The organism is Microcoleus sp. Aus8_D2, from assembly GCF_036702665.1.
GTDB lineage: Bacteria > Cyanobacteriota > Cyanobacteriia > Cyanobacteriales > Microcoleaceae > Microcoleus.
This window is the reverse complement of sequence record NZ_JAUBUN010000066.1, coordinates 1-13742: the sequence shown is the minus strand read 5'-3', so window position 1 is coordinate 13742 and position 13742 is coordinate 1. Positions and strand designations below refer to the sequence as shown.

The 13742-nt window shown below is 45.9% G+C and carries 10 protein-coding genes; 7 read left to right on the top strand and 3 right to left on the bottom strand.

Annotated elements, in window-relative coordinates; genetic code table 11:
- The 7 genes from QUB64_RS30750 (at position 1) to QUB64_RS30720 (ending at position 10393) form a co-directional block, all read left to right on the top strand.
- Positions 1-1287: a chemotaxis protein gene (locus QUB64_RS30750; RefSeq protein WP_333278465.1), complete on the top strand. Its 1287-nt coding sequence runs from the start codon at positions 1-3 to the stop codon at positions 1285-1287.
- 412 nt (positions 1288-1699) lie between these two features.
- Complete coding sequence (locus QUB64_RS30745) at positions 1700-3619, top strand: response regulator (RefSeq protein WP_333278468.1); 1920 nt, start codon at positions 1700-1702, stop codon at positions 3617-3619.
- A 346-nt stretch (positions 3620-3965) separates the two neighbouring features.
- A complete protein-coding gene (locus QUB64_RS30740; RefSeq protein WP_333278471.1) occupies positions 3966-4088 on the top strand; it encodes a hypothetical protein in 123 nt (40 codons plus the stop codon).
- Between the two features lie 32 nt (positions 4089-4120).
- A complete protein-coding gene (locus QUB64_RS30735; protein WP_333278473.1) occupies positions 4121-7576 on the top strand; it encodes a PAS domain S-box protein in 3456 nt (1151 codons plus the stop codon).
- A 584-nt stretch (positions 7577-8160) separates the two neighbouring features.
- On the top strand, positions 8161-8547 hold the full coding sequence (locus tag QUB64_RS30730; protein ID WP_333278475.1) for a response regulator: 387 nt from the start codon (positions 8161-8163) through the stop codon (positions 8545-8547).
- Positions 8548-9657: 1110 nt separating this feature from the next.
- Positions 9658-9966, top strand: a complete 309-nt coding sequence (locus tag QUB64_RS30725; RefSeq protein ID WP_333278478.1) for a DUF1830 domain-containing protein — start codon at positions 9658-9660, stop codon at positions 9964-9966.
- Between the two features lie 73 nt (positions 9967-10039).
- Positions 10040-10393, top strand: coding sequence for a hypothetical protein (locus QUB64_RS30720; RefSeq protein ID WP_333278480.1), 354 nt, complete (start codon positions 10040-10042; stop codon positions 10391-10393).
- Between the two features lie 85 nt (positions 10394-10478).
- Here the strand turns inward: QUB64_RS30720 and QUB64_RS30715 are convergent, their stop codons facing one another.
- From QUB64_RS30715 to QUB64_RS30705, 3 genes are all read right to left on the bottom strand, one after another.
- Positions 10479-10832 (bottom strand): DUF6464 family protein, encoded by a 354-nt coding sequence (locus tag QUB64_RS30715; RefSeq protein ID WP_333278488.1) that lies wholly within the window; start codon positions 10830-10832, stop codon positions 10479-10481.
- A 247-nt stretch (positions 10833-11079) separates the two neighbouring features.
- Complete coding sequence (locus tag QUB64_RS30710; protein ID WP_333278483.1) at positions 11080-12123, bottom strand: FUSC family protein; 1044 nt, start codon at positions 12121-12123, stop codon at positions 11080-11082.
- A gap of 805 nt (positions 12124-12928) precedes the next feature.
- On the bottom strand, positions 12929-13645 hold the full coding sequence (locus QUB64_RS30705; RefSeq protein ID WP_333278485.1) for a sucrose-phosphate phosphatase: 717 nt from the start codon (positions 13643-13645) through the stop codon (positions 12929-12931).
- Positions 13646-13742 lie beyond the last annotated feature (97 nt).

Here is a 13742-nt window from a genome sequence, read left to right as displayed (position 1 = left end):
ATGAGCAATCCAACTCAACTCACCCCCGATTTCACGATCGGACATCTGCCGTGTCACCACTTCCAAGTGAGTGCTGGAACTCCAGGACAGGTAGTGGCTGCAAGATTCGAGCAAGAACCAGACCTGCCGGGGGTGATTATTACTCACGAATCAAAGGTATTGGGCATGATTTCTCGCGTCAAATTTCGAGAGCAAATGAGTCTTCCAGATCGCGTAGAAATTTACGGGCAGCACCCGATTCGAGCCTTGTTAGATTTTATGAGAATTCCGCCTTTGCTGATGGAGGAAAACTGGAAAGTTGAGGATGCCGTGCAAGCGTCTCTCAACAGGCATAAAGATTTGATTTATGAACCAATTATTGTGGTAATGGAAAACCAGAGCTTCCGTCTTTTGGACGTTCAAACTCTGGTGATTGCCCAGTCTAAAATTTTATCTCAAGCTAACAAACTTATTCAAAAATACAGAGTAGAAAGACAGAAATATCTGGGAATTATTCAACAAGAACAGGCGAAAATTCAGGCGTGCAACGAGCTGTTAAAAACCCAACAGCGTCAAGCCGAAAAATCGCAGAAAACTCCCAATCAGCAGGAAGTGGCTCTGGTAAAACAAGCTGAAGAAATTGCTCAAATGAATCAGCGATTTGTCAGGATTGCGAAGCTGATTTCATCGGAGGGTCGCCAAGCATTTCAAGCTACTTTTCAAGGTGCTAATTCTATTTGCAACAATACAGAGAAAATTTTGGGCGTTGGCAAAGCAATAGCTAATGATTTAGAAACGGTTAACCGCACTTCTCGAACCATCGGGGAGGCGATCGAACAAGTCAGGCACTTAGCAGTACAGGTGGCTGTAGTTACCAATCAAATGGGAAATCAGCCCAACGGGATGAGCCAAGTGAGTGTGGAAATTGGCAGGCTGGCAAGTAAAACTTTTGAACTGGGGACTCAAATGGAGCAAATTGCCAGCCGGTTTAAACTTCGTGTTCATGAACTCACGGAGGCAGCAAGAGCGGGTGCTAACGTGGCTAAATCGGTGACGCTCAAGATCGATCGCGCGGAAATGGCCATGTTAGAGTTGGAGGAATTAATAGCGGACAAAGATTTCAATTCACAGATCACTATCACAGAATATTTGGGAGCCATAAAAAATATTACTGCTCATTCTTTAGTTAAAGATATAGAAGACGCTGAAGTCGCGGTTTCCGAGTTGGAAAACATAGTTAAGCAGCAAGATTCATCGCAATATCTGATTCAAAAAATTCAGCAAGCGCTGAAGTCCAAAAAGCCCTAAAATTTCCGGGAATCCGCTCAAACCTTTCGAGAGCTTAAAAATCAAAATTAAAATATTAATTGATGATTTAAAAATTTCAAGAATACTATTTGTTAGAGTGAGGTGAGAGAAATCAAAATAAGAGTTGGGAAAGGCTATTTAACATAGGTATAGGTGTCCACTTAACGTCTTATGTAGTACCGCTCTACTGTTAGACGACTAGACAGCTCCCCCTACTCCCCGTTAAAAAGGGGGGACAGGAGTGTTCTTGCGTCCCCCGAATCGTTGCGGGGATGCGAGGGGGAGCGAGACGGGGCGACGGGCGAGAGATACAAAGAACTTCAGACTTAAGTTGACACTTTCGGAAGGCTATTTAAATCCCAAAAATCCGATTCAAAAATCATAAAAACCGCTTAAATAACAGGTGAGGCTTATGAAGATTCTGCTAGTAGAAGATGACACAATTACAATCAATTTGCTGACCAGAGCGCTGCACTCTCAGAATTACAATGTAAATACGGCAGCAGACGGTGAAACAGCCTTGCAGTTGGCACAAGCCTACGATTACGACTTGATTGTTTTGGATGTGCTGATTCCTAAACTCGACGGTATTAGTTTGTGTCGGGAATTGCGATCGTCCGGCTGCCAAATGCCGATTTTATTGCTGACAGCGCTAGATAGCAGTAACGATCGAGTCCAAGGTTTAGAAGCGGGTGCAGACGATTATGTGGTCAAACCCTTTAATCTCCAAGAATTAATTGCTCGAATTCGGGCTTTGCTGCGCCGGGGTAAGGCAAGTTTGTCGAGTACAAGTTTGACTTGGGAAAAACTGCAAGTCAACCCGGACACTACGGAAGTAACTTATGGCGAAAAAGTTCTGCATTTGACTCCCAAAGAGTACAATCTGCTGGAACTTTTGCTGAGAAATCCCCGGCGCATTTTCAGCCGCAGCGCCATGCTCGATCGCATTTGGTCGGCCGGCGAATTTCCTCAAGAAGAAGCCGTTACCGCTCATATCAAGGGGCTGCGGCAGAAGCTGAAAGCAGCGGGGATGACTGTAGATTTAGTCGAAACCGTGTATGGATTGGGCTATCGGCTCAAGAGTCTGCCGGAGGATATTGAGGGCAAAAAAGTTGCCATGGCTACTTTAGAAACGGCTAAAAGTCAAGAGACTTTATCTGCTGAATCTAGCGGGCAGAGCCTGGAATTAAACAATGACGAGCGCCGCCTCAAAGTCCTGAGTGTGGTTGCGGAAATTCGGGGCAAGTTAAGAGCTAATTTTATCGAAAAGGTGGTGATTTTCGATCGCGCGATCGCCCAAATGAAAACCGGAACCTTGGAAAACGAGCTGCGGCGGGAAGCCCAGGAGCAAGCTCACAAATTAGTCGGTTCTTTGGGAACTTTAGGGCTGCCGAAAGGTTCGGAAGTGGCGCGCAAAATCGAACATTGGTTCAAGGCTGAAAACATCTTGAAACCGGGGACTGCTCAGAAGATTGAGGAATTTCTGGATTTGCTCAAACAGATATTCGATCGCCCGCCGGAACCTGAAAGCGAGCTAGTTACTGCGGTTTCCCAAAAGCGCCGAATGCTGATCGTTGATGATGATACTGTGCAGAGCGATCGACTAAAAGCAGCAGCATCCGGTTCCGGCTTCGAGATAGAAGTCGCTAAATCTCCGCAAGCGGCAAGAAGTGCGATTTCTCAACAGCCTCCCGACGCGATTTTGCTGGATTTGACCTTTTCCAGAACTCAGGAAAACGGACTTGCTCTCCTAGCCGAACTCCGCACTGAAAAACCAGAAATTCCGGTGATGGTTTTTAGCGGACACAATCAATTGAGCGATCGAATAGAAGTTGCTCGTTTGGGAGCTTCCGGCTTTTTACACAAATCTATCCCCCCAGCAGATATACTCAAAGCAGTCGCCCAAGTCCTCGACCAGACCGGCCCTGCTGAAGCCAAAGTTATGGTGGTAGATGATGATGTGCATCTATTGGCTGCACTGAAAGTGATTCTACAACCTTGGGGATTGCAAGTAACAACATTGGATGAGCCCGAAAAGTTCTGGGAGGTACTGGAAACTACTTGTCCGGATTTGCTAATTTTAGATGTGGAGATGCCCGGTTACAGCGGTATCGAGCTGTGTTTGACGGTGCGGAACGATTTGCGCTGGAGCAAGCTCCCGGTGCTATTTTTGACGGCTCATTCGGAGTCGGAAACAGTGCGTCAAATGTTTGTCGCGGGTGCTGATGACTACGTGAATAAGCCGATCGTGGAACCGGAATTAATTGCTCGCATCCTGAATCGTTTGGAGCGGACTCAACTCCGGCACAAACTTGCTCTAACACAGCGGTAAGCTTAGTCTCATCCCCCTGGCACACCCTTAACAAGGGGGGACAAGAGCGTCTGATCCCCCGGACTATCAGGTGATTTAGGGCGGATCAAAGTCCCCCTTAAGAAGGGGGATTTAGGGGGTTCTAGACTAGGCGACGGGCGAGAGATACAAAGGTTTTCAGGGGATTGAGCCCCCCTAACCCCCCTTCAACCAGGGGGGGACAAGAGCGTCAGATTCCCCCGACTATCAGGGGGATTTAGGGCGGATCAAAGTCAACCCCTACTCCCCTTTTTAAGGGGGATTTAGGGGGCTCTGGCCTCGACGGTAAACGACAGATACAAAGGTTTTCAAGAGATTGTTGACACCAATGATGCAGCGGGCGTCCGAAACGCCGAAGGCAAAAATTTCTAAGATTTGGGATTGTTTGGTTGTGCGATTCGTAGCGGTGGCGTCGCTCGATATTTGCCCGATCGTCAAAAACACTGGCTAATTTATAGAAATATTCACAAGAACACGAAAGCAATGGTATTAACCTCAGATACAGGCGCTGACAATGACAGCGACTGCGAATTAATTTATGACCCGGCTTCCATTCAACCTCACGGCATCCTGTTGGTGCTGGAATCTCCTGTGTTGAAAATTTTGCAAGTTAGCAACAATACTTTTGAGGCGATCGGCATTTACCCCAAAGAACTTGTGGGCAATTTTTTACATGAATTTGTCGAGAATGAGGAAATTGAGGCTGTTGAAAAAGCTTTATTTGAAAACGACGATGGACGCAACCCTATCAGTTTATCATTCACAAGTCAAAAACGCAAGTCTTTTTTTCAGGGGACGCTGCATCAATCAAGTTCAGTATTAATTGTGGAACTAGAACAGGTTGTTGCCCCAAAAGCTAGCAATTGTTTCAATTCTTATCATTTAGTCCAAGAGCCGATCGACAAAATCCACAACACACCAAACCTGCAAGTGCTGTGTCAGACAGCAGTTGCATCCATGCGGAGGATGATTGGGTTCGATCGCGCGATCGTCTATCAATTTGATGCCACCGGTGCGGGGAAAGTAGTCGCCGAAGACAAAGTAGAAAATTTGGCTCCTTTATTGGGAATGCACTATCCGGCTGCCGATATTCCCCCCCAGGCAAGAAAGCTCTTCAGCATGAATTTAATTCGGTTTATTCCCGATGTTCACTCTCAGCCCGTACAACTAATTCCTGAGTGCAATCCGCTGACGGGTCGCCCCCTGGATCTGAGCTTCTCTTTGTTGAGAACAGTTTCGCCTTGCCACGTTCAATATCTCAAGAATATGAACGTTGGTGCTAGCATGACCGTGACATTAATCAAAGATCGAAAACTCTGGGGATTGATCGCCTGTCACCACCAAACACCAAATTATGTCAACTACGAAACAAGAACTGCTTGCGAACTGGTAGCAAAGTTTGTGAATCTCGAACTCAGCTACAAACAAGAGAGCGAAGACCGGGAATATGCAATTTATTTAAAAGAAATTTCCCATAAATTTATCACGGAAATTTCTCTAGAAAACTGCTTTGTAGAAGGTTTACTTAAATCCCCAGATAAATTGCTGGCCTTAGTAGGAGCTACCGGTGGAGTTGTGTGTGCCAAGGAAAATTTAATCACCATCGGCACAACCCCGGACTTGGGAGAAATCGAAAAGTTAATTGCTTGGATAAAAACTCAAATAAATAAGAATGATGTTTTTCATACAGATTGTCTCTCAAAACTGTATCCGCCATCCGCTCAATTTAAAAAACTTGCTAGCGGTTTGCTGGTGCTTGCCATGTCCGAGATGCAAAATTATTACATTTTGTGGTTCCGTCCCGAAGCAATTCAAACCGTCAACTGGGCAGGCAAACCAGATTGGCCAATTGATTATAAACCAGATGGCACCCCATTGATGTCTCCTCGCACTTCCTTTGAGTTGTGGCAAGAAACTGTGAGGTCAAAATCTTTGCCTTGGCAGCGGTGCGAAATCGAAATAGCCCGAGAACTGCGAGTGGCGATTGCTAGCATTGAGTTGCGGAAAATCAACCACCAGCTTAACTTAGCTTTGTCGGCTACCAAAATTGGATTCTGGGACTGGGACGTGCAGAAAAATCGCATTGTTTGGTCGAGAGAACACGAAGAGTTGTTTGGGTTGGTTCCGGGAACTTTTAACGGAACTTATGAAATTTTTAGAGATTGCATTCACGCAGAAGATTTAAAAGGTGTGGAGAATGCGATGAATCAGGCGCGAATCCAGCGAGGAGATTACTCTCACGAATACCGCGTGGTTTGGCCCGATGGCAGCATTCACTGGATGGAGGGGAAAGGTAAGTTTTTTTACAGCGCAGCAGGTGAAGCAGTGCGGATGGTGGGGACAGTTCGAGAAATTAGCGATCGCAAAGCTAGAGAATTACAGTTGCGCCTGTTAGAATTAGTAGTCACCACGACTAACGACGCGGTGTTAATTACGGAAGCTGAACCGATTGACGAACCGGGCCCGCGAATTCTGTATGTCAACCCAGCTTTTACGCGGATGACTGGCTATACGCTAGAAGAAGTTTTGGGCAAAACGCCGCGCATCTTGCAAGGAGAAAAAACAAATAGGGCAAGTCTCGATCGCATTCGGAGAGCTTTGAAAACCTGGCAGCCGGTGCGAGTTGACTTGATCAATTACCGCAAAGATGGGACGGAATTTTGGGTAGAATTGAGCATTGTGCCGATCGCAGATGAAAGCGGTTGGTTTACCCATTGGGTGGCAGTGCAGCGCGATATTAGCGATCGCAAACTAGCTGAAGCCGCCCTCCAACAGCTCAACGAACTGTTAGAAATGCGAGTTTTGCAGCGCACCCGAGAACTAGAAATTTCTCAAACAGAACTGCGGGAAAGCGAAGCTTTATTTCGCTCTCTGAGCGAGAGTTCTCCTGTCGGCATTTTCAAAATCGATGCTGAGGGAAAATGTACCTATACAAATCCCCGGTGTCAAGCAATTGGTGGCTTCACCGCGGCAGAAGCTTTAGGAGACGGCTGGATGCGGTTTGTTCACCCGGAAGACCTCAAACTAATTCAGTCTAAGTGGTCGGAATTGCGATCGCCAGATGAAGAATTTTCCTGCGAATTCCGCCACATCCAGCCAGACGGAACCATCCGGTTTGGTCGGGCAAAAACAGCTCCGATTTTTGCCGGCGGAGGTCAACTAATTGGTTACGTCGGCACAGTCACAGATATCACAGAAAGTCGGGCAATTGAAAAAATGAAAAATGAGTTTATTTCCATTGTCAGCCACGAACTGCGAACGCCACTGACCTCAATTCGCGGTTCTTTAGGTTTGCTGGCGGCTGGGGTGCTCAAAGATCGACCGGAAACTGCTAAAAAGATGTTAGACATTGCGTCGAGCGATACCGAACGGTTAGTGCGTTTGGTCAACGATATTCTAGATTTAGAGCGGCTCGATTCGAGCCAAGTTACCATTGTTAAGCAGTGGTGCGATGCGCAGGTTTTGATGCGGAAGTCTGCGGAAGCTGTGATGTCTGTGGCTGCTGAGAATAAGATTAATTTGTCGATTTTGCCTTCGTCGGCTCAAATTTGGGCTGACGCCGACAGGATTGTGCAAATGCTGGTAAATTTGTTGAGCAATGCGATTAAATTCTCGGCTCCGGGGTGTACAGTAACTGTCAGGGTTGAAGATTTGGGCGATTCCCTACGGGATAGCTACGCTTCACGCGTTTTATTTGAAGTCAAAGATCGAGGGCGGGGGATTCCTGCTGATAAACTAGAAACTATCTTTGGACGGTTTCAACAGGTCGATGCTTCTGACTCCCGCCAAAAAGGAGGTACGGGTTTGGGTTTGGCTATCTGTCGGAGCATTGTGCAGCAACACGGCGGCAGAATTTGGGCCGAAAGTGTGGTCTCAGAAGGCACCAGTTTCTATTTCACAGTCCCTGCACCGCTTGAAGGCGAAGGAGATAAAATTTAGATTGATTTGATAAGAGAAAGCGATTAGTAAGTTTCCTCGCCACGCAAAAGCGGTTTTGACATTGCTTGGTTCGTGGTAATGTACAGGCAGTGTATAAGTTTTGGAGAGATTGTTGGTCTCAACTTAAAGCTTTATTTAGTAAGGATATACTGTTTGACGATTAGGCCTCGCTACCCCCGCAGGAAGAGCCATCTACTTCCCCTAACAAGGGTGGACAAGAATGTTCTCTTTCCTTCCCATTCTTAAGGGGGATGACATGGCGTTATTGCCTCAGCGATAAACGATATATACAAACGGTTTTATGCTGGTTGTTGACACCAAGGATAGAGCTATATTTCAATACGCTTGGGATAAGAGATCCTGGAAGTCAAGACCTATAAAAAACAGATACTTTGATTGCTTTCCTACCCTTCACCAAACGCATAAAGGCGAAGGGATAGCGTTTTTATGTTGGAGAACTCTTAACCCAAGCATATTGAGATCTAATTAGATTTTTTAGTTTTCTGTTTAAGTAGGTGCATCTCGTCGGCTGCGTAATTCCTGTTTCGGTTGACCGCAATTTATTTAAAATAAGGGTTTTAATTATGTCAGCAAAGCGCATTCTGGTAATCGATGATGAAGAAAACCTCTGTAGCGTGATTCAGGCTTGTCTAGAACATTTAGGTGGCTGGAGGGTGCTGATTTCGCCCGAGGCTAGCCAAGGATTGATTTTAGCTGAAACTCAAATCCCTGATGCTATTCTACTCGATGTGATGATGCCCGATATGGACGGAGTTACTTTGTTTGGTTTGCTGCAAAAAAATGTGGCTACTCGGGAAATTCCGGTGATTTTTCTGACGGCTAAGGTGCAGGCGATGGATTTGAACGAGTTTGCTGATTTGGGGGTAGCGGGGGTGATTTCCAAGCCTTTCGATCCTTTGGGTTTGGCTAAGCAAGTTGCGGGACTTCTGGGTTGGGAACCGTTGCTTTAAGCTCGGGAAAAATGCGAGACAAGACTCGGCGGTTGAAACCGCACGCCAAACAAACGAAGTCGGCGCAGGCCGACGAATGAATTAAGACTCTGCGGTTGAAACCACGTCTATACGAATGAAGTGTCCTCGGCCGACTGATGAATTAAGGAATGAGAATTAAATAACTTACAATTTTTATTGTTCTTGTGGGATGGGCTCCCCCGCCCATCCCACAAATATGTGTAAATTATTTAATTCGCGATCCTAAGGGGGCATTAAAACCGGATGAGGCTCAGAAACTGGTTTCTAGTTCTCAGTCTCTTGCTAAAATATCGCAATTATTTTAGTGAACTGGCTTTCTGCGTCCAGGAAAGTCCGAGTTTTCGGGCTGTTTTCAGAATTTCCTCATTTTTTTGATTTAGCTTTGAGATCGATCGGTGATTGGTTACTTCAAACCCTGATTCCCTAGAAGTTCCAGAGATGACCTCAGGGAGTCGGGGTCTTTTGTTTCCCGTAAAGTCGAGCGGGTACTACCGTATTAATACGTAAATTAATGTTCTATAAATTACATAATTGAACTCAGTAAACCAAGTTGTTTAACCCATACTCCGTAATGCAGTGAAGTTTTTTGGTAAAAAACCCGGTTTCTGCCTAAGTGTTATAATCCCTGCTTCGGCAAAAGTATATTGATTTAAAAAAATGATGGTCTTCATAATTTCCTCATATTTTTTAGATAATGTTTATTCCAGGTTCTTGAGTTGAAGGTCGCACTCTCAGCAGCATCCCGCTGCCAAAGAACGAACCTGTTGTCAGGGGAGTTCGGGTAAGTGGCGATACTTTCGATTCACTGCTGCGACAGCACAACCAACCTGAATCAGTCAGGGGTTAGGCACTGCATACCAAACAAACCGGGTTTTTAACCGCGAAAAACCAGGTTTCAGCGCAAGTCCTCTAAGTGTTGGCAGCAAAACTCAATCAAAAATAAATTAATAACTGTGGATGCGATTCGCGCTCTTGAATAACGCCCCGCAAATAAGTCTGTCATTTTGTCAAGAGCCAAAGTCGCAATTGCCACTAACAGGCCCGCGCCAAGTCTAAGTAAGTTTTTTCAAGAGTGTGGAGATTTTTCAAATGTCAGATCAGCTATCTTCTAAAGGTCACAGCCAGATTTTGTGCTATTACGCAAATGCTACCAACCAAATTCAGGTGGTTCGGATTGGGAATATTCCTAATTGGTATTTTGAAAGAGTGATCTTTCCGGGGCAGCGAGTGATGTTTGAAGCGGCGGCAGAAGCAGTATTAGAAATTCACACCGGCGCGGTGGCAAGTGCTATTTTATCGGACAAGATTCCCTGCTATGTGCTGCGGGTTATAGAAGAGGTATGTTTTGACTTCGCTCAGGTTATTCCCGAAGAAAAATGTGCGGTATTAGCCCGCTAAAATTCAGGAGAAATCAGAGGAACTCGATCGGGGAACAAATATCTAAGTTAAGTAGTATTTTGGGACAGGGAAAATGCCGAAAAATCTGGTCAATATTACCTTGGGCGTAGTTACAGAGGAAGTAGAAATTATCTTGGAGTCTTATCCCAATTATCCCTACCAACAGGCTTTTTCATACTCGGGCTTGCGGCAGGATTTAATTGCTTACGTGCTGAGCAGAGTTCCGAATAAATATACTGCGATCGACTCCGGCGAGTCTGTGTCAAACCACACAGTCCAGGTTCGCTGTTCTTCAGAGCAGTTGCTGCACATAGAAAATTTGATTCATACTGGCATTCGCGACTTGTTGCACAGCTATCCGAAGGTAGATTACCGCCTACCCGAACAAGTTAAATCCGGTTGGAGAGTTGGTAGCTGGTTGTCATAGTTTGTGGTAATGGAGGGAGATGCCGAGAGCCTCGGCATTCTCGGTTGGGCGATCGAGCTAGAATTGTCTGTGGACTCGATCGCGCTCAACACTTTTGGTAATTGCAGCAGCCGTCGCACGGGCCATGAGGGTTGACAGCACAGCGCAGAATTTCCGATCGAGCGTTAAAGTGGCAGCTAGCATCTCCGATAACCCAGATGCCGCTGACAAAGGTTCTTTCCGTCGGAGCTTGGGCTGACTGCACGTACAAGGCAATTTTTTGCAGTTGGTAGCGTCCGAATTTGAGTTGATAGCGGTGGTGGCGTTCCAAAACGGCATAGGTTTGTCCCTCTAAGTCTAGATAGTTCCCCGGTTGCGGTGTCCAATCCAGCCGAATGCTACCTAAGGATTGGCGGGGGTGAGAGAGAATCACCTCTACGGATAAAGTATTTTGTTCCATGTGCGGTGCGGCAAGCGAGTACAAGCTGATGGTATCGCAGTCGCAGGCTCGATCGAGATGCGGTGGAGATTCCCAACAGATTTTAAGGGTTTGCGGGACTTGGGAGGCTTGGGGTGCGATCGGCAGTGCGAGCATCTCGCGAGCGAATGCTCTCACTCGGGTATAATTCAATACGCTTGGGTTAACTCTTGTTTTGTGATTGCGCGACGACAGAGCTCGAACAAAACGCTCTAAAAAAAGATACCGATTAAGAGTCCCTTGTTCTTTTGTGCAGCCAAAGTTCAGGATAGGTAATAGCTGTCCCAATAATAGTTAGGGCACAACCCACTAGCGTGGCATAGAAACGCACAGGTAATAAAGCGCGATCGCCGCCTTCATTTAGCATCAGCAGGTCAATCATGACCATTACCAGCACCGTTACCGCAGCACAGCAAAGCGTGTAATTTTTGGCTAACCCGATGGGAACCAGTAGTGCAGCCAGCATAATGTAAGCGATCAGCAGGTGAGGATTATTGGTAGAGGTAATCATTACTTCTACTAGCAGTACGCCAATCAGCGTTCCCAATATCCGTTGAGAAGTCCGCTTAACAGTTGCAGAGCTATCAGGCTTCATGACTACTAGAGTTGTGGCTGCGATCCAAAAGGGTCGAGGCAGATGCAATAAGAAACTGCCCCCGAAGGCAATTGTCGCCACGATGCCATAGCAGAGAGCAAACCGCAACCCTGCCGTTTGTTTAGATTGAATGCGCTGCCAGCCCTCGCGCAGATCGGGGCCTGTGGTTAAGCGATTGACTCGAAACAGCCAATGCTCGATCGCTATGATAATAGCTGTCCACAGACCACCTGCTAAAAAAATAAAAATCAATCGTCCATCAATTGGAATTAATTCAGTGCCAAAGGCGCTAAGCTGCAATGCACCAAAAAGGAAGCCTAGCACTGCAAACCGCACCATGATTTCGATCGCCATGTGAGAACAATGCAACCACCCCGCAGTAGTGCCAAGAACCAGAACTCCTAATGTAATTAACTCGGGTGAATGAGTTAGAAAGCTACCGAGTTGGGTACAACCGGCAATCAGAGCAGAACCGATTAAAGTGCTCAGCAATCGATATTTCGGACGAGCATCAATGTTGGCAATATTCACAACATACATACCACCAATCCCGGCAACAGCACCGTAACGAAGAAACCCTGTTGCAGAGCCGATCGCCAGCGGAACACCGATGCTCAGTGTATAACGAACTGCCTTATCCCAGGGTAGAGATTTTAGGTTGAGCCATGCTTGTTGCACTTGGGTTTGTCGCACAATAGTTAAGCCTAATCGATTTGTGTAGCTGCTCAGCTTACTGCTTTAGGTAGTGCTGTAACACCTCCCTTCGGTATGAAATTGTTCTAAATCTGTCGCATTGTTATACCAAGCGTGAAAAATCCTTGCTACAATAATTGAGGTTGAGGCAAGTTTATTCAAATATAGTCGATGGTGCGTCGCTTGTTAGATTTTTCGTCTCTTTTTGGGTACGCTCTCTGGCGACACACCCTACAAATATTGTTGCATTTATTTTTTAAATTGGTATTACTCCGCTTGCGCTCTAGTTAGCTCCTTTAATAAAAAAGGCATCAATGCCGTCCACATCAGAAAGAAAAGTCTCGCGGCAATTCTGTTGTCGTCGATGCGGCAGATTGTAGCCCAATAGGGTTCAGTGAAGACCGTTAAGAGAGGTAAAACGCTATGAAAAATAGATATTGCGATTGCTTCGTTCCTCGCAATGACCAGCACTAAATGAACCGTATTGGACTGTAGCAAGGTATTCATCAAGGACTCGATCGTCCTGCTGGGCAGTACAGTATTGTGTAGAGACAGAGCCACGTTGTCTCGGCTGACCAGAATATCCAGCAATACGCTTGGGTTAAGCCTAGGCAGTGCTTCAAATCAATACGCTTGGGTTAACTCTTTTTTGGTCTCAAGCTGTCCGCACGGAGAGCTTTCGCAATCTTTTATGAAAGCAATCTCAGTAGCTATTTTTCACTCTCGTTTTGTCTGCCGGACTCTTTTATCCCAGCGTATTCCGCTCTAACCGGAACTGCATTTTCTGCCATCAAAATTCCCAAAAATATGTCATTCCTTCCATGATTCCCCCAGCGCAAGCAGAGCCAGCTAAATAATGATTTTTTGTGCCGCATTCGCGATGCCATGCTAAGAGTTCTGACATAGCGTTAGCAACGATTACTCCCCGAACATCCTGTTCAAACATACTGATATCGTTGCCAGAATCGCCGCAAACTAATGTTGCATGAGATGGAATTTGCAGGCGCTTTTGTAAATAAGTCAGGGCCTTGCCTTTATTGCTAGTTTGTGGTAAGATATCTACATGGCGGTTGCTGCTAAAAATAATTTGAGCTGCCAGTCCCGATGCGGTTAACTTTTGCTGCAAGGTCTGGAGAATCGAGGTATTTTCTGCTGCTGGTTCCAGACAATAACTGATTTTCCAAGGATTTTGTTCTGTTAGGGATTGGGGTTTAAGATTGTTAAACTGCTGAGCCAAAGAGGCGATCGCCATTTTATCCCAATCTTGAGAAATATATTCCGCCCAATCTAAATCGAGGGTGGCGTCTTGGTAAATCTCGCTGCCTACACCTGCGATCGTATAGTCCGGGGCTAGCAGTTGTTTTTGGGAAATTAATTCGCAGGTGGAAGCATGAGAACGCCCGGTAGCGTAAACTAAACAAATTTGCGATCGCTTTGATTGCAAGCGCTGGTTTAAAAGTTGAGTTGCTGCGTCATCTCCGACTAATGTGTTGTCTAAATCTGTCACTAATAATAATTTCATTTTGAGAATTGGGAATTGGGAATTGGGAATTGGGAATTGGGAATTGGGAATTGGGAATTGGGAATTGGGAATTGGGAATTGG